17 protein-coding genes, 1 tRNA gene and 3 pseudogenes are annotated in these 24,104 nt (G+C 69.2%); 8 read left to right on the top strand and 13 right to left on the bottom strand.

Going from position 1 to position 24,104, the window contains the following annotated elements; translation table 11 throughout:
- Positions 1-2 precede the first annotated feature (2 nt).
- The 5 genes from V5F49_RS01835 to V5F49_RS01815 form a co-directional block, all read right to left on the bottom strand.
- Positions 3-1,340, bottom strand: coding sequence for an FMN-binding glutamate synthase family protein (locus V5F49_RS01835; RefSeq protein ID WP_394114876.1), 1,338 nt, complete (start codon positions 1,338-1,340; stop codon positions 3-5).
- 14 nt (positions 1,341-1,354) lie between these two features.
- Complete coding sequence (locus V5F49_RS01830) at positions 1,355-2,056, bottom strand: protein glxC (protein ID WP_394114908.1); 702 nt, start codon at positions 2,054-2,056, stop codon at positions 1,355-1,357.
- Between the two features lie 5 nt (positions 2,057-2,061).
- The gene (locus V5F49_RS01825; RefSeq protein ID WP_394114877.1) at positions 2,062-2,961 is read right to left on the bottom strand and encodes a class II glutamine amidotransferase; all 900 of its coding nucleotides are present in this window, start codon (positions 2,959-2,961) and stop codon (positions 2,062-2,064) included.
- 169 nt (positions 2,962-3,130) lie between these two features.
- Entirely contained in the window at positions 3,131-3,790 is a 660-nt protein-coding gene (locus V5F49_RS01820; protein WP_394114878.1) for a helix-turn-helix domain-containing protein, read from the bottom strand.
- A gap of 455 nt (positions 3,791-4,245) precedes the next feature.
- The gene (locus V5F49_RS01815; RefSeq protein WP_509210731.1) at positions 4,246-4,485 is read right to left on the bottom strand and encodes a hypothetical protein; all 240 of its coding nucleotides are present in this window, start codon (positions 4,483-4,485) and stop codon (positions 4,246-4,248) included.
- Between the two features lie 214 nt (positions 4,486-4,699).
- Between V5F49_RS01815 and V5F49_RS01810 the strand changes: the two genes are divergently transcribed.
- The 5 genes and pseudogenes from V5F49_RS01810 to V5F49_RS01790 form a co-directional block, all read left to right on the top strand.
- Positions 4,700-4,775: transfer RNA gene (locus V5F49_RS01810), tRNA-Phe, on the top strand.
- Between the two features lie 238 nt (positions 4,776-5,013).
- Positions 5,014-5,136 (top strand): annotated as a pseudogene (locus V5F49_RS01805) (Arm DNA-binding domain-containing protein); the annotation flags it as partial.
- Between the two features lie 24 nt (positions 5,137-5,160).
- A complete protein-coding gene (locus V5F49_RS01800) occupies positions 5,161-5,628 on the top strand; it encodes a phage integrase central domain-containing protein (protein ID WP_509210730.1) in 468 nt (155 codons plus the stop codon).
- A gap of 74 nt (positions 5,629-5,702) precedes the next feature.
- Positions 5,703-7,338, top strand: a pseudogene (gene istA / locus V5F49_RS01795) (IS21 family transposase); the annotation flags it as partial.
- 8 nt (positions 7,339-7,346) lie between these two features.
- Positions 7,347-7,765, top strand: a pseudogene (locus V5F49_RS01790) (ATP-binding protein); the annotation flags it as partial.
- A gap of 15 nt (positions 7,766-7,780) precedes the next feature.
- Here V5F49_RS01790 and V5F49_RS01785 read toward each other — a convergent pair.
- The 4 genes from V5F49_RS01785 to V5F49_RS01770 form a co-directional block, all read right to left on the bottom strand.
- Positions 7,781-8,809, bottom strand: coding sequence for a CRISPR-associated endonuclease Cas3'' (locus V5F49_RS01785; RefSeq protein ID WP_394118467.1), 1,029 nt, complete (start codon positions 8,807-8,809; stop codon positions 7,781-7,783).
- 208 nt (positions 8,810-9,017) lie between these two features.
- Positions 9,018-9,185, bottom strand: coding sequence for a hypothetical protein (locus V5F49_RS01780; protein WP_394118466.1), 168 nt, complete (start codon positions 9,183-9,185; stop codon positions 9,018-9,020).
- A 1,440-nt stretch (positions 9,186-10,625) separates the two neighbouring features.
- Positions 10,626-11,300 carry an aspartate/glutamate racemase family protein gene (locus V5F49_RS01775; RefSeq protein ID WP_394118465.1) on the bottom strand — a complete coding sequence of 225 codons (675 nt, stop codon included), beginning with the start codon at positions 11,298-11,300 and terminating at the stop codon, positions 10,626-10,628.
- A 50-nt stretch (positions 11,301-11,350) separates the two neighbouring features.
- Positions 11,351-12,781 carry an MFS transporter gene (locus V5F49_RS01770; protein WP_394118464.1) on the bottom strand — a complete coding sequence of 477 codons (1,431 nt, stop codon included), beginning with the start codon at positions 12,779-12,781 and terminating at the stop codon, positions 11,351-11,353.
- A gap of 233 nt (positions 12,782-13,014) precedes the next feature.
- Here V5F49_RS01770 and V5F49_RS01765 point away from each other — a divergent pair, with 233 nt between their 5' ends.
- Positions 13,015-13,860, top strand: coding sequence for a MurR/RpiR family transcriptional regulator (locus V5F49_RS01765; protein ID WP_394118463.1), 846 nt, complete (start codon positions 13,015-13,017; stop codon positions 13,858-13,860).
- Positions 13,861-13,895: 35 nt separating this feature from the next.
- Here the strand turns inward: V5F49_RS01765 and V5F49_RS01760 are convergent, their stop codons facing one another.
- From V5F49_RS01760 to V5F49_RS01745, 4 genes are all read right to left on the bottom strand, one after another.
- Positions 13,896-16,025: a sensor histidine kinase gene (locus V5F49_RS01760; RefSeq protein WP_394118462.1), complete on the bottom strand. Its 2,130-nt coding sequence runs from the start codon at positions 16,023-16,025 to the stop codon at positions 13,896-13,898.
- A complete protein-coding gene (locus tag V5F49_RS01755) occupies positions 16,018-17,424 on the bottom strand; it encodes a sigma-54-dependent transcriptional regulator (protein ID WP_394118461.1) in 1,407 nt (468 codons plus the stop codon). Before V5F49_RS01755 ends, V5F49_RS01760 begins: the two co-directional genes overlap by 8 nt.
- A gap of 250 nt (positions 17,425-17,674) precedes the next feature.
- Positions 17,675-19,375, bottom strand: coding sequence for an OFA family MFS transporter (locus V5F49_RS01750; protein ID WP_394118460.1), 1,701 nt, complete (start codon positions 19,373-19,375; stop codon positions 17,675-17,677).
- 238 nt (positions 19,376-19,613) lie between these two features.
- The gene (locus V5F49_RS01745) at positions 19,614-21,050 is read right to left on the bottom strand and encodes an aminotransferase-like domain-containing protein (protein WP_394118459.1); all 1,437 of its coding nucleotides are present in this window, start codon (positions 21,048-21,050) and stop codon (positions 19,614-19,616) included.
- 333 nt (positions 21,051-21,383) lie between these two features.
- On the opposite strand from V5F49_RS01745, the gene V5F49_RS01740 reads away from it, so the two are divergent.
- On the top strand, positions 21,384-22,667 hold the full coding sequence (locus V5F49_RS01740; RefSeq protein WP_394118458.1) for a hydroxymethylglutaryl-CoA reductase, degradative: 1,284 nt from the start codon (positions 21,384-21,386) through the stop codon (positions 22,665-22,667).
- Positions 22,668-22,718: 51 nt separating this feature from the next.
- Positions 22,719-23,948 carry an ABC transporter substrate-binding protein gene (locus V5F49_RS01735; protein WP_394118457.1) on the top strand — a complete coding sequence of 410 codons (1,230 nt, stop codon included), beginning with the start codon at positions 22,719-22,721 and terminating at the stop codon, positions 23,946-23,948.
- Positions 23,949-24,104 lie beyond the last annotated feature (156 nt).

Below are 24,104 nucleotides of genomic sequence, written 5' to 3'. Positions count from 1 at the left end.
GCTCAGTAGCCGCCGTTGCGCCCGGGAACCCAGCTGGTGCCGGCCAGCGGCACCCCGGCCATAGCGGCCGCCTCCACCGTGAGGGCGACGAGGTCCTCCGGCTCCAGATTGTGGACGTGGCTCTTGCCGCAGGCGCGGGCGATGGTCTGCGCTTCCAGCGTCATCACGGACAGGTAGTTGGCGAGCCGCCGGCCGGCCTTCACCGGATCGAGCCTTTTGGCGAGCTCGGGGTCCTGGGTGGTGATGCCGGCGGGGTCGCGGCCCTCGTGCCAGTCGTCATAGGCCCCGGCGGTGGTGCCGAGCGCCTGGTACTCGTCCTCCCACTGGGGATCGTTGTCGCCGAGCGCCACCAGCGCGGCGGTGCCGATGGCCACCGCATCCGCGCCCAGCGCCAGCGCCTTGGCCACATCGGCGCCGGAGCGGATGCCGCCGGAGACGATCAGCTGCACCTTGCGGTGCATGTCGAGGTCCTGCAGCGCCTGTACGGCCGGGCGGATGGCGGCGAGGATCGGGATGCCCACGTGCTCGATGAACACGTCCTGGGTCGCCGCGGTGCCGCCCTGCATGCCGTCGAGCACCACCACGTCGGCGCCCGCCTTCACCGCCAGCGCGGTGTCGTAATAGGGACGGGAGGCGCCGACCTTCACATAGATGGGCTTCTCCCAGTCGGTGATCTCGCGCAGCTCCTCGATCTTGATCTCGAGGTCGTCCGGGCCGGTCCAGTCGGGATGGCGGCAGGCCGAGCGCTGGTCGATGCCCTTGGGCAGGGTCCGCATGGCGGCCACGCGGTCGGAAATCTTCTGGCCGAGCAGCATGCCGCCGCCGCCGGGCTTGGCGCCCTGGCCGATGACGATCTCGATGGCGTCGGCCTTGCGCAGGTCCACCGGGTTCATGCCGTAGCGCGACGGCAGGTACTGGTAGACGAGGGTCTTGGACTGGCCGCGCTCCTCGGGAGTCATGCCGCCGTCGCCGGTGGTGGTGGAGGTGCCCACCTGCGAGGCGCCGCGGCCCAGCGCTTCCTTGGCCTGGGCCGAGAGCGCGCCGAAGCTCATGCCGGCGATGGTGACGGGGGTCTTCAGCGTGATCGGCTTCTTGGCGAAGCGCGAGCCGAGCACCACGTCGGTGCCGCACCTCTCGCGGTAGCCTTCCAGCGGATAGCGCGACATGGAGGCGCCGAGGAACAGCAGGTCGTCGAAGTGGGGCACCTTGCGCTTGGTGCCGCCGCCGCGGATGTCATAGATGCCGGTCGCCGCGGCGCGGCGGATCTCGGCGAGGGTCGCCGGATCGAAGGTGGCGGAGAAGCGGGGCGGGGTGCGGGGCACGTTGTTGTGGGCGGTCATGTTTGCCTCAGCCCTCAGTACGCATCGACGTTGTCGACGTGGAAGTTGTAGAGGCGCCGGGCCGAGCCGTAGCGCTTGAACTCGGAGAGATCGACGCTCCCGGGCGCGACGCCCGCAGCCTCGAGCTTGGCGGAAAGGAGCGCCTTGTGCTCGTCCCGCACCTCCTTCTCGATGCAGTCGGCGCCGAGGCTCTTCACCGTGCCGCGCACGAACAGCTTGGCCTCGTAGAGGCTGTCGCCCAGCGCCTCGCCGGCATCGCCGAACACGACGAGCGCGCCGGCCTGGCCCATGAAGGCGCTCATGTGGCCCACCGAGCCCTTCACGACGATGTCGATGCCCTTCATGGAGATGCCGCAGCGGGCCGAGGCGTTGCCGTCGATGACCAGCAGGCCGCCGTGGCCGGTGGCGCCGGCCGACTGGCTGGCATCGCCGCGCACATGGACGAAGCCGCTCATCATGTTCTCGGCGACGCCGACGCCGGCATTGCCGTGGATGATGACCGAGGCCTCGGCATTCATGCCGGCGCAGTAGTAGCCGACGTTGCCCTCGATATCGACGGTGAGCGGGGCGGCGATGCCGGCGGCCACCGCGTGGCGGCCGTTGGGGTTCAGCACCCGCCAGCGGCGGGCGTTGCTTTCGCCGGTCGCCTGGTGGAGCGCGGCGTTCAGCTCGCGCAGCGGGGTGGAGGCGAGGTCGAACGTGACGTCGGGGGACATGGCGTTCACTGTGCGCGCTCCCAGAAATAGACGGTGGCGGGTTCGGGCTCGAACACCTTGGCCTTGGCGATGCCGGGCAGATCCACGAGCGCGCGGTATTCCGAGCCGAACGCCACATACTGGTCGGTCTCGGCCATCACGGCGGGCTTGCACGCGATGGGATCGCGCAGCACGCCGAAGCCGTTCTCGGTGCCCACCACGAAGGTGAAGAAGCCGTCGAGATCCTTCAGGCCCGCTTCCAGCGCCTCGCCGAGGGACGCGCCCTGCCGCATGCGCCAGGTGAGATAGCCGGCGGCCACCTCGCTGTCGTTCTCGGTCTCGATGGCGACGCCCTCGCGCTTCAGCTGGCGGCGCAGCGCGTTGTGGTTCGACAGGGAGCCATTGTGCACCAGGCACTGGTCGGCGCCGGTGGAGAAGGGATGCGCGCCGGCGGTGGTCACGGCGCTCTCGGTGGCCATGCGGGTGTGGCCGATGCCGTGGGTGCCGCGCATGGTGGCGAGGCCGAAGGTGTCGGCGACTGAGGAGGGCAGGCCCACCTCCTTGAAGATTTCCATGCGGGCGCCGGTGCCCACCACCGCCACCTCGGGATGCCGCTCCGCCAGGAAGGCGCGCACGGCGGCCTCCCGCACGGCGGGGATCTCGACGATGGCGTGCGTGCCGCGCGCGGTGACGGGCGGCAGGCCGTCCGCCGGGAGGGAGAGGCCGGCGGCCAGCGCGGCGAAGTCATAGCCCTTCGCGGCCCGCAGGGAGAGCTTCACCTTGTCCTTCGCGCCGCTGCCGTAGACCGCGAAACCCGCGCTGTCGGGGCCGCGATCGGTCATGACGCAGAGCATGGAGGCGAGCATGGCCCCGAGCTCGCCCTCGAGCTTGGGATCCTTCAAGAAAAGTCCGACGATGCCGCACATGGCGCTGTCACAGTCTCCATTCCGGGCCGCGCGTGCGACCTTGGAATGAAGAGTTAAGCCCGTTGGCCTAGCTCGTCAATGAAAAAGAATAAATTTTTCGCAGGAGGAAAACAGGCGCGCGGGGCGGAGGGCCTGCGCCCGTCGTCGCGGCGCCCGCGGCGGCGAGCGCTCAGTGGCGGTCGCGGCCGTAGACGATGATGGAGAGGTACGTCATGGGCGTCTTGATGAGGTCCTCCGGGCCGTGAGCGGCGCCGGAATCGAACATCAGCGCATCACCCGCGCGCAGGTGATAGGTGCGGTCGGCGTGGCGGTAGAGCACCTCGCCGGAGAGCATGTAGAGGAACTCCACGCCCGCATGGCGAAAGCCGGTGTAGGGCGCGGCTTCCTCCGACAGGGTGATGAGATAGGGCTCCACCACGATGTCGCCGCCAAGCCCGTGGCCGAGCAACTCGTACTGGTGGCCCACCTTGGTGCCGCGCCGCTCGATGATGACGCCCTGGTGCGCGCGCACGAACGAGCAGTCCCGCCGTTCCTCGAACGCGGAGAACAGGGTCGTCAGCGGCACGTTGAGCGCCTTGGAGATGGCCTGCAGCGTGGCGAGCGAGGGCGAGATCTGGCCGTTCTCGATCTTCGAGAGCATGCCCACCGAGATGCCCGCCGCCCCCGCGAGATCGGAGACCGTGAGGTCGAGCTCGCGGCGGATGGAGCGCACCTGCACGCCGAGCGCCTGCTCGAGGGTCGTTGCCGAACTTGCGGGCGCGCCCGATCCGGTCGTGAAATCCTCGGACTCGTGAGTCTCAGGGACGTTCTTCGCCTTCCTCTCGGCCACTCTGTCGGTCCCCCGCCTACACGCGCGCCGCCGCACCGGCATGGCCGCATTGTGCCCAGTTTCGTCTCGGGAAAACAGGCCCCGGCCGGCCTTTTTTGCGGTGCGGGAGGTCGGAATCGGGTCCGCTGGGCGTGAATTCGGCTGCGAAATGCCCCTGAGAGGGGCCGGATGGCGCGCCGGAGCCCCATTTTCCCGCGCGACGGCTTTTTCCACCGGCCGCCCCTTCGGGCCTCCGACCCTCGTGTCTCCCGTGCCCCGCCCCGCGCCGCGCCGCGATCCGCCGCCACGATTGGGCGCGCGGGTCCGGGAAGCCGGCGCCACTCGCTCAAGGCTTTCCCGCTCGATCTGCTCGCACGATTTCGCGCGCGTGTGCGGGACGCCGGAGATCGCACCGATGCCCTGATCCATGAACCGCAGCGCACGATTTCGCGCGCGTGTGCGGGACGCCGGGTGCATCATGTCCTCAGATCGGCTCGAAGAACCGCGCACGATTTCGCGCGGTCGTGCAGGACGCCGGCCTTATAAGCCGAGGACCAAAGCGGAAGACCTGCGCACGATTTCGCGCGCATGCGGGAGCCCGGCGACAGGTTGATGCCGTCGCAGTACTGGACGCACGATTTCGGGCGCGCGTGCGGGACGCCGGCTGTCCGGTCGCCCACCCGGTCTTTGCGGGCGCTGTCGCGGGTATCGACCATGCTCCAGGCCCCGGCGCGGCCGCCCGATGCGCCCACATTCTGCGCGCGCCTTTCCAGTGTCCATGCCGCTTCCGGCGTGCCGCCGCCCCCGCCGCGGCGCGAATTTTCCACAGGCCGGCGGCTTCATCGGCCGGTGCGACGCGGCCCCTATGGACACGCCGCATCGTCCTGACTATACACTCGCCTCTCCGAACGACGCCCGCGCCGTCCGGACGCCCAGGTAGCTCAGTTGGTAGAGCATGCGACTGAAAATCGCAGTGTCGGTGGTTCGATTCCGCCCCTGGGCACCATTTTACCGTCCGATGACATCCAAAGATGTCTAATTCATCTGAAAATTCAGATCATTACGCCAAATGGTCGTCCATCTGGGCCAACTGAGGTCCGGTTGAATCTCGCGCGCGTGTAGGCATGCTTGTAGGCATCGACGTCATGCCCACAAGGAGATGCCTACACATGGCCCTCACGGATCTGGCTTTGCGCACCGCCTAGCCCAAGGAGAAGGCCTGAAAGCTTGTCGACGGCGGCGGCCTGCACCTCGTCGTCAATCCCAACGGAAGCCGGCTGTGGCGCCTGGCCTATCGTTTCCCCGGCAAGCCCAAGCAACTGGCGTTCGGCCCCTACCCGACCGTCTCCCTCGCCGCCGCGCGCCAGAAGCGCGAGGACGCCAAGAAGCTCTTGCTGGACGGGCGAGACCCGTCCGCCGCGCGCAAGCTCGACAAGATCAACGCCGCCATCAGCGAGGGCAACACCTTCGAGACCCTGGCCGCCGACGACATGGCGCGCCTCGCCGCGCGCGATTCGGCGCCGGCCATCATCGCCAAGGTCAAGTGGCTGCTGGAAGGCCTCGCCGGCCCCGCCCTGGGCAAGCGCCCCATCGCCGAGATCACGCCGGTCGAGATTCTCGCGCTCCTGCAGCAGGTCGAGCGGAGCGGGCCGCGGGAGAGCGCGCGGCGGCTGCGATCGACCATCGGCAGCGTGTTCCGCTTCGCCATCGCCACGCTGCGGGCCCAGACCGACCCCACCTCCGCCCTGCGCGATGCCTTGGAACGGCCAAAAGTGAAGCATCGCGCGGCCCTGACGGACCCCAAGCAACTGGGCGGCCTTCTGCGTGTGTTTCGGCATGGAAGATTGACCCCGTTGTGAGGGGGATCGGCGTGTAATTTTGACCCCCCTCTTGGCTCATGGTCCGTCGTTTCGTTGCGACGGGCGGGCTGGGGATGAAGGGCGTGGATACGATTGCACGGATCCGGCGCGCGCATTTCGTGCGCGGCAAGTCCATCAAGGAGATCGTGCGGGAGCTGCACGTTTCGCGGAACACGGTGCGCAAGGTGCTGCGGACCGGGGCGACGGCATTCAGCTACGAGCGGGAGGTGCAGCCGCTGCCGCGGATCGGGCCCTGGCGGGAGGCCCTGGATAGGCTGCTCGCCGGCAACGAAGGGAAGCCGGCGCGGGAGCGGCTGACGCTGATCCGCATCTTCGAGGAGCTGCGCAGCCAAGGGTATGAGGGCAGCTACGATGCGCTACGCCGCTATGCCAAGGGCTGGCGGCGGGCGCAGGCGACGATGACGGCTGCGGCCTACGTGCCCCTGAGCTTCGCGCCCGGCGAGGCCTACCAGTTCGACTGGAGCCACGAGATCGTCCTGATCAACGGCACCACGGTGTCGGTGCGCGTCGCCCATGTGCGGCTGTGCCATTCGCGGATGCTGTTCGTGCGGGCCTATCCGCGCGAGACCCAGGAGATGGTGTTCGACGCCCACGCAGGCAAGCGTGCGCAGCCTGCGTCAACTTGGCTGCGGGCCTTCGCCTTCTTCAAGGGCTGCTGCACGCGCGGCATCTACGACAACATGAAGACCGCGGTCGATGCGATCTTCGTGGGCCAACCCCATCGCGCTGGCGCGATGGGGACCCCAGGACAAGGAGCGGGCTTATAATCGCCGCTTCCTGCAGATGTGCAGCCACTACCTGGTCGATCCCGTTGCCTGCACCCCGGCGTCCGGCTGGGAGAAGGGTCAGGTGGAGAACCAGGTCGGGCTGGTGCGGGAACGCTTCTTCACCCCCCGGCTCCGGGTGAAGAGCACGCAGACAAGTTTACGCAGTCTGCGCACGCTTGACTGCGCGCGAGCTGAACGTCTGGCTGCTGGACCAGTGCATCGCCTACGCCAAGGGCCATCCGCACCCCGAGCGGCGGGAGGAGACCATCTGGCAGGCGTTCGAGGCCGAGCGCCCGGCCCTGGTGCCCTATGCCGGGCGGTTCGACGGCTTCCACGCCGTCCCGGCTTCCGTATCGAAGACCTGCCTGGTCCGCTTCGATAACAACCGCTACTCGGTCTGCGCCAGCGCCGTGGGCCGCCCGGTCGAGGTCCGGGCCTATGCGGAGCGGATCGAGCTGCGCCAGGACGGCCGGCCGGTCGGCTCCCACCCGCGCTGCTTCGGCCGGGACCAGACCATCTTCGACCCCTGGCACTATGTGCCGGTCCTGGCGCGCAAGCCCGGCGCCCTCAGGAACGGCGCTCCGTTCAAGGACTGGGTTCTGCCCACCAGCCTCGATCGCGTCCGGCGCAAGCTCGCCGGTGCCGCCGACGGGGACCGGCAGATGGTGGACATCCTCACCAGCGTGCTGAGCGATGGCTTGCCCGCGGTCGATGCAGCGTGCGCCGAAGCCCTGCACCAGGGCGTCCACGCGCCGCCAAGTCTACGCAGGCTGCGCAAGCGCACCTGCTATGCGACGTGATCCTCAACATCCTCGCCCGGCGCCGGGAGCCTGCAGCCCCCGTCACCATCATCACGCCCGACGCCTTGCGCCTCCACCACGCCCCGAGCGCCGACTGCTCACGATACGACCTGCTGAGGAGATCCCCATGATGGAGCGTTCCCAGATCCTCGAGGCCATGGGCGAGCTCAAGCTCTATGGCATGAAGGCCGCCTACGACAAGATCATCGCCACCGCCGTCAAGCGCCAGCACGAGCCGCAGCGCATCGTCGGCGACCTTTTGTCGGCGGAGATATCCGAGAAGCAGGCCCGCTCCATCAAGTACCAGATCACCATCGAGGGACCCCATGCGACCAGTCGCATGGGGTCCCTTCGAAGCTGCCCCTGGCCAAAGACGTCGACGACTTCGTGTTCGACGACACCCCCATCAATCAGACCCTGGTACGCGACCTCGCCGGCGGCAACTTCCTCGCCCACCAGCGCAACGTCGTGCTGATCGGCGGGACCGGAACCGGCAAGACCCACCTGGCCATCGCCATCGCGCGTGCCGCCATTGCGCCAAACCAACGCTCCGCGGCAGTGGGGTCAATGCCCCAGACAGGGGTCAACATTCGGCGCCGATAGGGTGTCAGGTTTCCACGCCGATTGACACCGTGCGGGGGGCGACCGCGGGATGCCGCTCTCAAAGGCCTTTTCGGAGTAGTTTCGATCCACGCCCCCGTGCGGGGGGCGACATGGCGTCGAAGGCGCCGCGGGCCCCCAGCTCGAAGTTTCGATCCACGCCCCCGTGTACGGAATTACAAAGATGATCCGCCGCAGCCCGTGACGCACCGCATGGTCCAACGCGAAGGCGAGTGAGGTCAGGGTCTTGCCGCCGCCGGTGGGCACGGTGAGGCTGAACAGGCCGGGCGCGAGGGCCGCCTTGTCCAGCGCATGGCGCAGGATGGCGGCGCGCAAGGCGTTGAGCGGGCTTTCGGGGGCGCCGGCGCCGAGGGCGGCCATGTGGGCGGTAAGCCGCGCGCGCAGGGTGGCGAGGTCCGTGTGGCCGCCACGCGCGGCCTCGGCATCCGTGGCCTTTGCGTAGAATGCCTCCGTCGCAATGAAATCGGCATCCACAAGGCAGGAAAACAGCATCCGCACGAGGAAGCTCAGGGCGAAGCCCTTCGGGCCGCCCGCAGGCAGGGGCCTGCTCGGCCTAAGCGCTGCCATGTCCGGCAGCGGACCAGTATGGGCCTGCCAGTCCGCGGGGATCAGCTTCGCCGCTCCTGCCATGCGCCGTGCGAGATCGTCTCCGTCGGCAAGGCCGGCGTGATGTGCTGCGATGACGGCGGCGAGCACGGTACCAAATGTCGGCCCGTAGTGGTCCAACGCGATGCGAGCCCCGGCGGAGGAATGGTCGCCACCCGATGCGCGGTCCCCCGCAATATAGGCCTGGAATTCCGGCGACAGCTTGCCAATGTCGTGGAGGCGCCCCGCCAGGCGGGCGACTTCCGCCCACCCAAGACACGCGCCAAGCTCTGCAGCGAGGGCGCCCACCGCTTCGTGGTGATCGCGCAGTGTTTCCCACCGGCCCACGGGCGCGCCGGGGACGGAATGGGCGTAGGCCTCGGCCACTGATCCTCCCACATCGGGCGACGCGGTGATCGACCCAATTCGCTTCGTTGCTCACGGTGCAAAGGAGGTACGTTGGATGCTGCGCAGTCAAGGCTCCGATGTCGACGCCTCACTCCGATCGGCCGCTGCGGACCTCCTGCGCTCGGATCACCCGTCGCCCAGCAGAGCACGGCGTCAGACACCCCCCATGGGCTCCGCGAGTGGCGCCTCAATCGTGGCGATCTTGCACGGGCGGATGAACGGAAGGAGCCGGCAGGCCGCTCTCGCGATACCCGGCGCCGAGCGGTCCGTCATCCGGCAGGGGGCGGTTCTCGGCGCTGGTGAGCATCACCACCCAGGGCAACTCGGCGGCCTCGCCCACGCCTTTGGGGGACATGACCAGCGCGGGGAGACGCTAACCGGGTGGAGCGATCCGTGTTGGGGAAGGGGACGCCGACGACAGCGCCCTTTCTTCAGATCGGCACAGGCCTTGCGATATGCGTCACTGTCCCAGTCGCTGAAGGTGGCGAAGGGGTCATCGCCGCTCTTCGGAGCGGCCCTGGTGAGCGCAACACGGCCGTCCTCGGTGCCATAGGCGATCCCATCGCCGACCTTGAGGTGCAGGGCCGGGCGCACCGCCTGAGGCGGGGGTGTCTGGGCCTTGGACGAGAGTTTGCCGGCAATCATGCCGGCGCCTCCTTCACGACAAAAATCAAGGGGATCGTCCCCGATACTTATCCATATCATTACCCGTTGTTGAAGAAATTAATAGAAACAACTCAAGGACATGTGGCGATCCAGTCTTGATCGTATGCAATGTGATTATCATAAGTCACACCTTCGATGCAAAAAGGAAGTACATCTCCTTCGCGCGACAATACGTAGAAAAGGTGTTCGATCAAAATTTTGACCATCGCGGCACGCTCACCGCTAATGTGGTCTCGTGCTGCCGGATGCGGATTTCCGACATTCTCTCGGCTTCTATAGCCAAAGCTAATTATCCTAATGGATGTAACGTATTCACTTGAGAACGATTCTTTCCAAGCCCCGTAGAGGGGATATTCTCCAGAAAATATTACGCAAAATGTGTCAGTCCCCCCGTCTGGACCAGATGTTGTTCCGGAATAAAAAATTTCGTTGTTGTCGACGCGTATGTGCTGGCCTAACGGCATATTATTATTCGCATAATTTTTCAGCCTCCAATTTTACTTATATCACCACTTCATCGGGAGGCGCGTTTAGGATTGAGTGAGAGCCCGGTGGCCGGACATCGTCAACATTGTGTGACTGCTTAAGTTTGGACGCGTGCCGCCAGCTTATCCTCACCTCTCCCTCCCCGCATCATGCCTGTACCTCAGCAGCAGTGACAGCAGATACTCGACGATGCGCCTCTGCCCCGTCTGGACCTCCGCCGTCACCGCCATGCCGGGCTCGATGGTCGTCCAGCCCTGCTCCGTGTCAAGGCCGCACCCGCGCACCGCGATGCGGGCCACGTAGGCCGGCTGGCGGGCCTGGCCTCCGCCTCGACCGCGCGCGCATCCGCCTCCCGCGCGCGGTCGAGGCGTGCATCGGAGACGACGGCGCGGGTGATTTGCGGCCCCTCGGGAGCGTCGCTTGCCGTCGGCTGCCGGGGCGTTCCGGCTGTCGTCGGATCCTGACTGTCGGGTGCTGCATCCGGTTGCTGCGTCGAGCGGCTGCGTGCCCGGCCCGGGTGCAGGCGTGGGAAAAAGCGGCTGCTGCCCCAGTTCCTCGGCTCATCCGCGCGCTTCAGGCGGCCGCCGGCAAGCATCTCAGCCCGGCCGGCCCGTTTGCTTCCGCGCCCTTGATGCCGCGCCTGTCAGGAGCCGGGAGGCCAGCGCGCATGGTCCACAAGCTGGTCCAGCAGCAGCCGGATCGCGGCGGGGACGGGCTCGATGATGCGGCTGGCGAAGCGGTCGCGCAGGCGGGCGGCGGCGGCGCTCAGCGGGCCGCCGCCGATGACCACCGCCTGCGCCCCGTCCTGCTCGATGCAGGCGATTGCCGCCGCAGCCAGCGCCTGATCCTGCAGGGGAGGGTCGGCGGCCAGCGTGAGGGGGTCGCCCTCGGGCACGCGCACGCCGCTGAACCTGTCGCCGAGGCCGAGGTCGCGGACGCCGGCCTCGATGGAGCGCACGAGACCCGGCGTGGTCGTCGCGATGCCGAAGCGGGCGCCCTGCGCCGCGGCTGCCCGCACGGCCGCCTCGCCGATGCCGACCACCGGCACCGGCACCATCGCCCGCAGCGATGCGGCCCCCGGATTGCCGAACGCGGACACCACGATGGCGTCCACATGCGCGGCCTCCGCGCGGCCGATGCGCACCACCTCGTCCGCCGCGGCGGCGAGGGCGTCCTCGTCCACGATCATGGCCGGCCCGCGCGCGGCGGTGGCGCCCCGCAGGGTGATGCCCGGCGGAAGGAGCGGACGGGCGACGGCCAGCATCATCGCGGTCGAGCGGGCCGAGGTGTTGGGATTGATGAGGAGGATCGTGGTCACTCATGGCTCCTGGATCGCCGGGCCGCGACGGGCGGCCCGGCATCGCGGGGTCAGGCGGTCTGGAGCGGGCGCTCGGCGGCCTCGGGGTCCGGCTGCGCCTCCATGGACTTGCCGAAGGTCTCCGGCGCTAACTGCACGGCGATGGCGAAGATCGCGTACATCGCCGCCATCAGCGAGAACATGCCGGCGATGCCCGCCGCGTCGAACACCCGTCCCGCCACCAGCGGCATCCACGCCCCGGCCATGGTGCCGAGCGCAAGGATGAAGGAGGTGCCGAAGCCGCGCACCCGCGTGGGGTAGTTTTCCGGCGCGAAGATCCAGATGGTGGTGTTGAGCAGCAGCACGAAGAACTGGAAGGCGGCGCCGAAGGCGAGAATGAGGGCGTCGGTCTTCGCGAGGAAGCCGAATCCGAGGCCTGCCGCCACCGCGCACAGCGCGCCGGCCGTGAGCACGATCTTGCGCGGCACGCGCGCCGCCAGGATGGCCGCCGCCAGCGCTCCGAGCAGGCTGCCGCTCTGCAGGATGATGGTGTAGAGGAAGCTGCGCGTGATGGTGTGGCCCTGCGCCACCAGGATGGTGGGCATGAGCGTCAGCACGGTGAGCTGCGCGCCGAAGGTCATCCAGGAGGCAATGCCCACCGCCAGCGTGCGCCGCAGGAGGCCGCCGCGGAAGATGTCGGCGATGATGGCGCCGAGCCTGGGCTTCTCGATCACCGGCCGGGCCGTCACATGGTCCACCACCTTCACGCCGCGCGTGGAGAAGGACCCTGTGGCAAGCTGGGAGAGCACCTGATTGGCCTCGCCGACGCGGCCGCGCGACACGAGGAAGCGCGGCGTTTCCGGCACGAAGCGGCGATAGAAGACCACGAGGATCGCCGGCAGCACCAGCGCGCCGAACAGCCACCGCCAGCCGTCGGGGCCGGGAAACAGCGTGAACACCAGCAGCGCGAACGCCGGGGCGAGCATGTTGCCGAGGCCGCCGCCGCCCACGTTGATGAGCCCGACCGCCGTCCCGCGGAATTTCGACGAGCAGAACTCGGCCAGCAGCGTCACCGCCGTCACGATCTCGCCGCCGAGGCCGAGGCCGACGATGAAGCGGCCGACGGCCATCGTCGTGTAGTCGGGCGCGAGGGCGCAGACGGTGGCGCCGATGGTGAAAAGCAGCAGGTTCACGTTCAGCATGAACCGCCGGCCCACCCGGTCGGCGAGCACGCCGGAGCCGAGCCGGCCGGTGGCCGCGGCGATGAAGGTGACGGTGTTGAGGAAGCCGATGTCGCCGGCCGAGAGCTGCCACTGCTCCCGCAGGAACGGGGCGATCAGGCCGACGGTGTTCTGCTCGAACACGTCGAACATCACGCCGAACAGCACCAGCAGCACGATGACCTTGTGCGCGTTGGTGACGCCGATCCTGTCGAGCGCTGTCTCGACCTGCGCTGCCGCCTCCGACGTGGGGGCGGCAAGCTGAACGTTTTCCCCTGCCATGGTCCAGTCCCTTCGGTGATCAAAAACCTGCAGAACTGCCGTGACGATATTTTCATCGTACACATTCTGCAAAATTTTTTTCAGCAACTTCCATGCCACCGGTTCCGCCTGCGTGGCGCGAGGGAACGGTTTGCGTCATACAGGGGAAGTGTTCGGCAGGAAGCCATCCGCCCGTTCGCGGCCATTCGGCTGGAGCGGCAAGGCTTTGGACAGGGTGACAGGCGGTGAGCACCATGATCTCGGCCAAGGACTCGCTGGTAGCGCGCATCACCCGCCATACCGGCACGCTGCCGCCGACCGAGCGGCGTCTCGCTGAATTCTTGCTCGATTTCCCCGGCAATCTGCCTGCTTACACGGCAACCGAGCTCGCCCAGGCCGCTCGCGTGTCCAATGCCGCGGTGACGCGCTTCTTCCAACGCCTGGGCTACGACAGCTACAACGAGGCCCGCCGCCAGGTGCGGCTGGAGCAGAAGGCCGGCTCGCCGCTCATGCTGCTCAACGAGGAGGGCGCGCCTGACGGCGATGCCCTGCGGGCGCACCTCGAGCTCAGCGTCCAGAACCTGTCGGAGACCTACCGGGGCCTGTCCGGGGACATGGTCGACCGGGTGGCTCGGGCGATGCTGGGCGCCCGGAGGGTGTGGTTCGCCGGCTTCCGCAACAATCATTCCTTCGCCGCCTACCTGCGCTGGCAGGTGTTCCGCGTGATCGAGACCAGCATCCTCCTGCCGGTCGCGGGCGAGACCGTCGCCGAATACGCCGTGACGCTGAAGAAGGGCGATGTGCTCGTCGTCTTCGCCCTGCGTCGCTCCACGGCCGCCTCGGCACGGCTGATCGCCCGCGCGGTCGAGGCGGGGGCGGAGGTGCTGTGCGTGGTGGATTCCGCGACGGAGAACCCCGGGCCCGCCACCTGGCTCATCACCTGCCAGGCGCACGCGGCCGGGCCGCTCGACAATCATGTGGCGGTGATCGCGCTGTCCCATTTCCTCGCCACACGGGTGGTCGAGCTCAGCGGGCGTGACGGGCGCCGGCGCATGGCGGCGATCGAAGCTGCGCATGACGCTTTCGAGGAGGAGCTGTAGGCGCCGTCTCCGCGCCATGTGGGATGGCGCGTGGGTCAGGAGACCGGTGCGGTCCCGGCGGCCGGCAGCCAGAACCAGAACGACGCCCCCGCCGCGGGAGCATTGCCGACGCCGATGTGGCCGCCGGCCCGCTGGACCAGCGTGAGGCTGATGGACAGGCCGAGCCCCGTGCCGCCCTGCGGTTTCGTGGTGAAAAAGGGATCGAAGATCCGCTCGATCCGCTCCGGCGGGATGCCTGCGCCGGTATCGCTCACCTGGAACCGCACGCCGGGCCGGCCGCGCTCGTCGGCATCGAGGCACGCGAGCGTGAGCCGGCCACCCGCCGGCATGGCGTGGATGGCATTCACCATCAGGTTGATGAGCACCTGCTGCAGCTCGACCCGGTTCATCATCACCGCTCGCGTCGCCGCGTCCTCGCGCTCCACCACGATGTCGGCGCGCGACAGCAGGTGCTGCACCAGCAGCAGGGAATCGGCGATCACCTCGGCGGGCGAGACGGGTTCCAGATAGCCCTCGAACTCCGAAGGCCGGGCGAACTGGAGCAGCTTGGAGACGATCACGTTGATGCGGTGGACCTGCTGGTCGATGAGGTTGAACTCCGCCCGCACCGGCTGGGCGGCGGTGCCCAGCACGTCGCGGGCGACGTCGAGATTGCCCTGGATCACCGCGACCGGATTGTTGATCTCGTGGGCGACGCCGGCGGTGATCTCGCCGATGGCCGCCAGCTTTTCGGACATCACCAGCTGGCGCTGGGTGGCCGCCAGCTCGAGGTTCGCCTCCTTCAGCTCCGCCGTGCGCTCGGCCACCCGGCGGTCCAGCTCCTGCGCCCATCGGCGCAGCTCCGCGTCGCGCTCCTGCAGGAGGTCCAGCATGCCGTCGAGGTGGTGGGCCACCCGCCCGATCTCGTCGCAGGTGGCGGCGACGCCGGTGCGGGCGGACAGCGCGCCCGCCTCCACCGCCGCGATGGTGCCGTTCATGGCCTCCAGCGGCCGGAATATGGCCGCCGCCCAGCGCAGCAGCACGGGAATGGCCACCATGGCCACCAGCAGGAACCCCACCCCGACGGCGGCAAGGCTCGCCCGCTTGAGGGCGAGGAACGGGGCTTCCAGGAACCCCACGTAGAGCATGCCGATCCGCCGCCCGTGGCTGTCCACCACCGGTTCGTAGGCCGAGATGTACCAGTCGTTCACCACGAACGCCCGGTCGAGCCACACCCGGCCCTCGCCCAGCACCGCATCGCGGACCTCCTGCGACACCCGCGTGCCGAGCGCGCGACGTCCCTCGAACAGGCGCACGTTGGTGGAGACGCGCACGTCGTCCACGAACAGGGTGGCGGTGCCCGCGCTCCCCTCCGGCAGGCTGCCGGGCCGGTAGACGAGATCGTTGATGGTGTCGATGAAGTCGAGGTTCTGGTTCAGCAGCAGCCCGCCCACCAGCGCCGCGGCGCCGACGCCCGGCAGGATCACCGGGGTGCCGGACTGCACCACCATGCCACGGTCCTCTTCCGCCCGCGTGGCGGGGGCAGCGCCCGGCGTCGGCACGAGGGCGACGCGGGCCCGCTCCGCCAGCTGGGGCGAGATGCGCGCGAGGTCGGCGGGACCGAACACGTCGATCTCGGTGGAGGCGCGGCCCTTCAGCGCCCGCTGCTCCACCGGCCACAGCGGCGCTGCGGCGCCATCCGCTGCGGAGGAGGGGGAGGTGGCGATGCGCCGGCCCTCCGCGTCGAGCAGATAGAGGAAATCGAGGCCCAGCGCCTTGCGCCGCGCGTCGAGGAAGTCGGCCATGGCGGACGGCCCGGGCTGTCCGGCGCTGCCATCTCCGCTCGCGCCGTGCCCGGCGGCGACGCGGGCGAAGGCGACGCTGTCGCCGAGCGCGTGCAGCGTCTCGTCGGAGCGCTCCATGAGCCGGTCGAGATACTGGCGCGCGATGGTGAGGTCGCCGTTCACCTTGGAGATGAGCAGACGGTCAAACTGCCGCGTCCACCAGGTGACGACCACCGCCAGCACCACCGGAAGGATGATGAGCGTGGGCAGCAGCGCGATGGCGAGCAGGCGCATCCGCACCGAGCGCAGCCGCCCCAGCAGGCCGGGCGGCCGGCTCGGGCCGGCGCCGGCCTTCGCGTCCGCGGAGCGAGCGGGGGAGGCGGACGCGTTCTCGCTAGCCATTCCACGCCTTCAGCTTGCGATCCAGCGTCTTGCGCGCGACGCCGAGGCGACGGGCCGCCTCGGCCCGGTTGCCTCCGGCCTCCGCGAGGATGCGCAGCATGTGGGACTTTTCCACCGCGTCGAGCGCATCGGGTCCTGCTCCGCCGACGGCACCCTCCGCCTGGAGCGCCTCCGGCACCACGTCGCCGGGGAATTCGCCGAGGATCAGCGTGCGCTCGATGACGTTGCGCAGCTCGCGCACGTTGCCCGGCCAGGGATAGCGCGCCAGCGCCGCCAGCACCGCCTCGGGCAGCTCCAGCGGCGCCATGCCGAGGGTGCGCGAGATCTCCGCCATGAACAGGCGCGCCAGCGGCGCCACGTCGGCCGGCCGCTCGCGCAGCGGCGCAAGGTTGAGGTTCACCACGTTCAGGCGGTAGTAGAGGTCCTGCCGGAAGCGTCCCGCCGCCACCAGCGCCTTCAGGTCGGCGTTGGTCGCCGCCACGAGGCGCACGTCCACCGGGATCTCCCGCTCCGCGCCCACCGGACGGACCTTCTTGTCCTCTATGACGCGCAGCAGCTTGGACTGCATGGCGGGCGGCAGCTCGCCCACCTCGTCGAGGAAGAGGGTGCCGCCCTGTGCATAGAAGAACAGCCCTTCCCGCGAGGACGCGGCGCCGGTGAACGCGCCCTTCAGGTGGCCGAACAGCTCGCTCTCGATGATCTCGGGCGGGATGGCGGCGCAGTTGACGGGAACGAAGGGCTTGGCCGCCCGCGGCGACACGGCATGGAGCGCGCGCGCCGTCACCTCCTTGCCGGTGCCGCTCTCCCCGGTGACGAGCACGGTGGTGGGCATGGGGCCGACCCGCTCGATCACCTCGCGGGTGGCGCGGGTGGCGAGGCTCTCGCCGACCATCAGGAAGGCCGCGGCCCCGGGCAGCGCCTTGAGCTCGCGCCGCAGCACGAAGTTCTCGCGCATCAGCCGGCCGCGATCGAGGCAGCGCGCGATGGCGTTGAGGATCTGGTTGGAGCGGAACGGCTTCAGCACGAAGTCGGCGGCGCCGGCGCGCAGCGCCTTGATGGCGGTTTCCAGGTCGGCGAAGGCGGTGATCAGGATCACGTCGCGATGGAAGCCGGAGCCGTGCAGCTCCTCCAGCCATTCGAGGCCGGAGCGGCCGGCCATGATGTTGTCGAGGATGATGAGGTCGAACGGCGTCGCTTCCAGCAGCCTCGATGCGGCCGCCACGTCCGGCGCCTCGGCGACATGGCGGCAGCGCGTCGCCAGCATCCGCACCAGGAAGTTCCGCATGCCCGGCTCGTCGTCCACCACGAGGATGGAGGCGCCTGCAAGGTGCGGGCTGAAGGCGGTGTCGCCCGCGGCGGGCGGCTGCGCCTCGCGGGAGGCGTCGGCGGTGGTGCTCATCTCGTCTCGGCCGTCAGTGCCGGGCCGCCGCCACCGTTGGGCGGGACCCTCGCGAAAGACGGACCGGTCCGGCGCGCGCGGCGCCGGGCATCCCGTCTTCCTCCCCCGATGCCCCCGGCGCGCATTGGAGCGCGCGCCGTTTGCCGGCATCGCTTCCATCCATCGCGCATTCCGCGCCGGCGATCAAACGGGAAAGGCGCACGCCCCGCCGCGCGGGCGCCGGGGCGTGCAAGGTGCGAGCCGGGAGGGCTCAGCGGAACAGGATCACCGCCTTCTGCAGGGTGATCCAGATGCCCCAGATGAGCGGAATGCCCACCGCCACCCAGGCGGCCGCCACCAGCGGCAGGGGCGTCGCGCCGGCGGCGACGGGCGTGCTGGTGCGCATGGCCACTGCGACGCCACCGTCCTTCGCCTCTTCCCCGAAGTCCTCGAAGTCGCCATGGATGGCGTCCTCGCGGGCGACCGCGGCGGCCTTCTTCTTCAGCTCCTCGTCCTTCATGTAGAGGTGCTCGGCGACCGGGCGCACCAGGAGGTTGGCGACGAAGCCGAGGACCAGCAGGCCGGCCAGGATGTACATGGTCTGGTCATAGGCCGCCTGCTGCGGGATGCCGGAGGCGATCTGGTATTCGCGCAGGTAGTTCACCAGCACCGGGCCGACCACGCCGGCGGTGGCCCAGGCGGTCAGCAGCCGGCCGTGGATGGCGCCCACCATGTGGGTGCCGAAGATGTCCGCGAGATAGGCCGGGATGGTGGCGAAGCCGCCGCCGTACATGGACAGGATGATGCAGAAGGCGCCGACGAACAGCACCACCGAGCCCATGTGCGCGAAGGTGGGCACGAGGGCATAGAGCGCGAACCCGAGCACGAAGAACACCGCGTAGGTGGTCTTGCGTCCGAGCCGGTCGGAGCAGGAGGCCCAGCCGAACCGGCCGCCGATGTTGCACAGGCTGAGCAGGCCGGTGAAGCCGGCGGCGATGGCGGCGATCTGCGCCTTCTGGCCGGCATCGAGCTGCGAGAAGGTGAGGTCGAGGCCGATGAGGCGGCCGCCGAACACTTCCTGCAGCATGGGCGAGGCCATGCCGATGACGCCGATGCCTGCCGAGACGTTGAGGCAGAGCACCGCCCAAAGCATCCAGAACTGCGGCGTGCGCCAGGCGACGTCGAGGTGGACGTGGCGATGGGTCACCATGGCCTTGGCGCTGGCGGCCGGCGGGGTCCAGCCCTTCGGTGCCCAGCCCTCGCGCGGCACCCGATAGCCGAGCGCGCCGCCGATCATGAAGACGAAGTAGATGGCCGCCATGGCGAGGAAGGTCTGCCAGACGCCCACCGAGGTCGGGGTGGCGAAATACTGCATGAGCATGTTGGCCAGCGGCGCGCCGATCATGGCGCCGCCGCCGAAGCCCATGATGGCCATGCCGGTGGCCATGCCGCGCCGGTCGGGGAACCACTTGATGAGGGTGGAGACCGGCGAGATGTAGCCGAGGCCGAGCCCGATGCCGCCGATGACGCCGGAGCCGAGCCAGAGCATCCAGATCTGGTGCAGGTAGACGCCCAGCGCCGAGATCACGAGGCCGCCGCACCAGCAGAAGGCGGAGACAAGGCCCGCCTTGCGCGGCCCCGCCGTCTCCAGCCAGCCGCCCCAGACGGCGGCGGACGAGCCGAGCAGAACGAAGAACAGGGTGTACATCCAGCCGAGCTGCGAGATCTGCCAGTCGCAGGAGGTGGCGAACAGGCCGGCGATGAAGCTCATGTCCGCTGGGCATGCCACCGGCTTGGTGACGCCCACGGCGCGCGAGAGCGGCAGCCAGAAAACACTGAAGCCGTAGGCCATGCCGATGCACAGGTGGATCGCGAGGGCGGCCGGCGGCACCAGCCAGCGGTTGAAGCCGGCGGATGCGATGGTGCGCTCCCGGCTCAGGAATGGCGGTGGCGCGAATGCGGTGACGGACATCTTTCCTCCACTCGGGTTCTTGCTTGGCGCGATGATTTGGCGTGCCCCGCTGGGGCTGCGCGGCGTCGCCGTAGCAAGGCTGGGGCCAGAGGGAGGGATAGGGATTCGCAATGGTTTGATCGGGCTTTGCCGGCCGAATGTGGACTTTTTGTCCCGGAGCGGCGGGACGCCACGGGCAGTTTGTCCACCCGTGCGGGCGGTGGCGGCCGGGGGGCGCGTCCATCGGCGTGCGGAGGCGCTAGGGCGCGCGGCGCTGCCCCGCCTTCTGGAGCATCGCTTCGGCCATGAACTTCTCGAAGCGTGGATCGTCGGCATAGGCCACGTTGATGCGCAGCGAGGGCCGGCGCGGCTCGGCATCGGGGTGGAACACCGCGCCCGGCGCCAGCAGGATGCCGCGCTCGGCGGCGCGGCGGGAGAGGGCGCTGTCGTCCAGCCCCTCCGGCAGCTCGCACCACAGGTAGAAGCCGCCGCCCGGCGGCCCGAAGATGGGCAGGCCGAGGCGGCCGAGCGTCGCCTGCGCCTGTGCCGTCGCCGCCCCGACGCGGCCCCGGAGGCGCTTCAGGTGCCGCCGGTACTGGCCCGAGGTGATGAGGTCGTGGACGATGCGCTCCACATAGCCGGACGAGTTCACGCTGGTGACCATCTTGAGCGCGCCGAGCCGCTCGATGAGGGCAGCGGACGCCACCACATAGCCGCAGCGCAGGCTCGCCGAGAGGGTCTTGGCGAAGGTGCCGACATAGATCACCCGCTCCAGCTGGTCGAGCGAGGCGAGGCGGGGATGGGCGGCGGGCAGGATGTCCGCGAACGGGTCGCTCTCCACGATGAGCAGGCCGTGGCGGGTGGCCACCTGCAGCAGGCGATAGGCCACCGCGGGCGTGAGCGAGGAGCCGGTGGGGTTGTGCGCCAGCGACTGGGTGAAGAACATCTTCGCCCCGGATTGCGCGGCCTTCTCGGCGAGGTCCGCCACGTCCGGCCCCTCCGGCGTGCGGCGGACCCCGAGGGTGCGCGCCTTGGCGAGGCGCAGCTTGCCGAACAGCGGATAGTAGCCGGGGGAATCCACCAGCACCGCGTCGCCCGGCTCCACCAGCGTGCGCACGATGAGATCGAGGGCGTGGTTGGCGCCCTGCGTCAGCAGCACGCGCGCCGGGTCGGCGGCGATGGCGCGTTCCGCCAGCAGGTCGGCGATGGCCTCGCGCAGCAGGGGGAAGCCGAACGGGCTGCCGTAGCTGGCCGGGAAGGGGCGGCGGCCGGGGCGGTTGATGGGCTTCAGATAGCGCCCCACCTCGGACCCCTCCATCCATGAGGGGGGCGGGCGGCCGTCGCCGACGCGCACGTCATAGTGCTGCTCCAGCTGCTCGCGCAGCAGCCATACGCTGTCCACCGCCTCGATCACCGCCGGGGCGGCGGGCGGACGCACCGGGGCGGCGCGGGTGCGCATCACATAGAAGCCGGAGCCGGGCCGCGCCTCGATCCGGCCGGAGGCGGCGAGCCGCTCATAGGCTTCCACCAGCGTGTTGCGCGAGACGCCATAGGCCGCGAAGGCGGAGCGGATGGAGGGCAGCTTCTCCCCTGGCCGCAGCTGGCCGGCATCGATGCGGCGCGACAGCCGGTGGACGATGGCGTCCACCCGCGTGCGGCCCTCGTCATCCTGCTCTGCGGGATCGATCGTACCCATCGAATGAAGGGTACGGCAGCATCATTTCCGACGCAAAGTGTTCCTTGCCGTACCCCTTCCCCCGGCGGAAAGTCCGCGACAACAGGCACGCCCCGAGCGGCCGGAGAAAAGACAGGGAAGAAACGCCGGACACCGTGCCCCGACCGGGCGCGCGATGCACCGTCCGTGGCTTTGCTCGTGCCCCGGCCCTTGGTCGTGGCCCGCGCCTCGGCCCGCGCTTTTGCCCTGCCTTCCGCGCCGCCCCGGAACGTCCTGTCGTCATCCGCCCGCGCCAAGCCGAGCGCCACCAAGCCGCGCGCCAGCAAGCCGCGCGCCCGACAGGAAGGCCAGACCATGAATGCCCCCGCCGGCCACAACCGTTCCTCCCGCATCGCCGGCTTCCACAAGCACAGCCCGCGCGAGCGGCTCGATCTTGTCGCCGACTTCGCCGGGCTCGATGCCGCGCAGGTCGCCCACCTCGCCAACATGGGCAATCTCGATCCGGTGCTCGCCGACAAGCTGATCGAGAACGTCGTCGGCACCATGAACATCCCGGTGGGGGTGGCCACCAACATGAAGATCGACGGGGAGGACGTGCTGATCCCCATGGCGACGGAGGAATCCTCGGTGGTCGCCGCGGTCTGCAATGCGGCCAAGCAGAATTACGAGACCGGCTTCTTCACCTCGGTCTCCGGCAACCTGATGATCGCGCAGGTGCAGGCGGTCGAGGTCGCGGACCCCGCCGGCGCGCGCATCCGCATCCTCGAGAAGCGCGACGAGATCAAGGCCGCGTGCGATGCCTGCGATCCGGTGCTCGTCTCCCTCGGCGGCGGGTTCCGCGATCTGGAGGTGCGCCTCCTCGACACCCCGTCCGGCACCATGGTGGTCACCCATCTCATCGTCGATACGCGCGACGCCATGGGCGCGAACGCCGTGAACACCATGGCGGAAAAGCTCGCCCCTGCCATCGCGGCGTGGTCGGGCGGGCGGGTCTACCTGCGCATCCTGTCCAACCTCGCCGACCGCCGCCTCGCCCGCGCCCGCGCGGTGTGGAAGACCGCCGACATCGGCGGCGAGGCGGTGCGCGACGGCATGATCAGCGCCTATGAGTTCGCAGCCGCCGATCCCTATCGCGCGGCCACCCACAACAAGGGCATCATGAACGGCATCTCCGCCGTGGTGCTCGCCACCGGCAACGACACCCGCGCGGTGGAGGCCGGCGCCCATGCGTTCGCTGCCCGTTCCGGCCGGTACACCTCGCTCACCACCTATGAGGTGACGAAGGACGGCGACCTCTCCGCCACCATCGAGCTGCCGCTGGCGGTGGGGCTCATCGGCGGCGCGACCAAGGTGCATCCGACAGCCCGCGCCTGCATCGCCATCCTCGGCGTCACCACCGCCGAGCGGCTCGCCCGCATCATCGCGGCGGTGGGCCTCGCGCAGAACTTCTCGGCGCTGAAGGCGTTGGCCACCACCGGCATCCAGAAGGGTCACATGGCGCTCCACGCCCAGAACATCGCCATGATGGTGGGGGCCGTGGGCGAGGAGATCGACAAGGTGGCGCGCCTCCTGGTGGAGCGCGCGAGCGTGCGCATGGACGTGGCGCAGAAGGTGCTGGAAGAGGTGCGCGGCGGCTGACCGCGCTCCCTTTCAAGAGACAACCAGAAGAACACACACAGGGAGAAGACCATGCTCAGGAAGACCCGGCTCGCGCTCGCCGCGGGCGCCGCACTCCTCGCCGCGGCGCACCTTGCCGCGCCGAGCCCCGCCCGCGCGGAAATCCCGGGCAACAAGATCCGCCTCGGCGTGCTCACCGACCTTTCCGGCTTCGCCTCCGATTCCACCGGCATCGGCTCGGTGGTGTCGGCGCGCCTCGCCGCGGAGGATTTCAAGAAGGAGCACCCCGGCATCGAGGTCGAGGTGATCTCGGTGGATCACCAGAACAAGCCGGACATCGGCTCCGCCACCGTGCGCAAGTGGATCGCCGACGGCACGGTGGACGTGATCCTCGACGTGCCCTTCTCCTCCGTCGCGCTGGCGGTGCAGGAGGCGGTGCGCGGCTCCAACGTCGCCTTCATCGCCTCCGGTCCGGGCACGGCGCTCTTGACCGGCGAGAAGTGCTCGCCCAACTCGGTGCACTGGACCTACGACACCTGGGCGCTGGCCCACGGCACCGCGCTGGCGCTGCTGAAGGCCAACAAGAAGACTTGGTTCTTCGTCACCGCCGACTATGCTTTCGGCCATGCGCTGGCCTCGGATGCCCAGGCGGTGGTGAAGGCCGAGGGCGGCAAGGTGCTGGGCGAGGTGCGCCACCCCACCAACGCCTCGGACTTCTCCTCCTTCATCCTGCAGGCCCAGTCCAGCGGCGCCGAGGTGGTTGCCCTCGCCAATGCGGTGGGCGACACCATCAACTCGGTGAAGGCGGCCGCGGACTTCGGCCTCACCCAGAAGCAGAGCCTGGCCGCGCTGCTGATGCAGCTCACCGACGTGCATTCCCTCGGCCTGCCGGTGGCCAAGGGCCTGTTCCTCACCGAGGGCTTCTACTGGAACATGAATGACGGCACCCGCGCCTATGCGGACCGCTTCGCCGCCCAGACCAACGGCCGCCGCCCCACGGCCAACCAGGCCGGCGTCTATTCCGGCGCGCTCCACTATCTGCGGGCCGCCGCCGCCGCCAACACCACCGAGGGCCAGAAGGTGGTGGCGAAGATGAAGGAGCTGCCCTCCAACGATCCGCTGTTCGGCAAGGGCGAGGTGCGGGCCGACGGCCGGCACATCCACAACATGTACCTGTTCCAGGTGAAGGCGCCGGACCAGTCCAAGGGGCCGTGGGATTATTACAACCTCATCGAGACCATCCCCGCCAAGGACGCGTTCCGCCCCATGGCCGAAGGCAACTGCCCGATGGTGAAGGGCTAAGGCGCTCAGGCATTTTCGAGCGCCCGCTTGTCCGGCGCGCCGCCGCCGGACATCATGACCCGTGCCCGACCTGCCCCGGGCGACCGGCCGGATTGCTTCCAGCAGTCCGGCCGGTCTGCGTTTTCAGGGGGCTCGCGTTTTAAGCTGTCAGCGTTT

The organism is Xanthobacter lutulentifluminis, from assembly GCF_043194675.2.
Lineage (GTDB): Bacteria > Pseudomonadota > Alphaproteobacteria > Rhizobiales > Xanthobacteraceae > Xanthobacter.
The sequence above is the reverse complement of the archived record's forward strand: the minus strand, read 5'-3'. Positions and strand labels throughout refer to the sequence as shown.

Excerpts from the sequence above, each read along its gene's own strand:
- V5F49_RS01830 (WP_394114908.1), bottom strand. The coding sequence starts at position 2,056 with ATGTCCCCCGACGTCACGTTCGACCTCGCCTCCACCCCGCTGCGCGAG.
- V5F49_RS01765 (WP_394118463.1), top strand. The coding sequence starts at position 13,015 with ATGATCTCGGCCAAGGACTCGCTGGTAGCGCGCATCACCCGCCATACC.
- V5F49_RS01780 (WP_394118466.1), bottom strand. The coding sequence starts at position 9,185 with ATGTCCCCCAAAGGCGTGGGCGAGGCCGCCGAGTTGCCCTGGGTGGTG.
- V5F49_RS01735 (WP_394118457.1), top strand. The coding sequence starts at position 22,719 with ATGCTCAGGAAGACCCGGCTCGCGCTCGCCGCGGGCGCCGCACTCCTC.
- V5F49_RS01740 (WP_394118458.1), top strand. The coding sequence starts at position 21,384 with ATGAATGCCCCCGCCGGCCACAACCGTTCCTCCCGCATCGCCGGCTTC.
- V5F49_RS01755 (WP_394118461.1), bottom strand. The coding sequence starts at position 17,424 with ATGAGCACCACCGCCGACGCCTCCCGCGAGGCGCAGCCGCCCGCCGCG.
- V5F49_RS01825 (WP_394114877.1), bottom strand. The coding sequence starts at position 2,961 with ATGTGCGGCATCGTCGGACTTTTCTTGAAGGATCCCAAGCTCGAGGGC.
- V5F49_RS01750 (WP_394118460.1), bottom strand. The coding sequence starts at position 19,375 with ATGTCCGTCACCGCATTCGCGCCACCGCCATTCCTGAGCCGGGAGCGC.
- V5F49_RS01770 (WP_394118464.1), bottom strand. The coding sequence starts at position 12,781 with ATGGCAGGGGAAAACGTTCAGCTTGCCGCCCCCACGTCGGAGGCGGCA.
- V5F49_RS01815 (WP_509210731.1), bottom strand. The coding sequence starts at position 4,485 with ATGGTCGATACCCGCGACAGCGCCCGCAAAGACCGGGTGGGCGACCGG.
- V5F49_RS01835 (WP_394114876.1), bottom strand. The coding sequence starts at position 1,340 with ATGACCGCCCACAACAACGTGCCCCGCACCCCGCCCCGCTTCTCCGCC.
- V5F49_RS01760 (WP_394118462.1), bottom strand. The coding sequence starts at position 16,025 with ATGGCTAGCGAGAACGCGTCCGCCTCCCCCGCTCGCTCCGCGGACGCG.
- V5F49_RS01745 (WP_394118459.1), bottom strand. The coding sequence starts at position 21,050 with ATGGGTACGATCGATCCCGCAGAGCAGGATGACGAGGGCCGCACGCGG.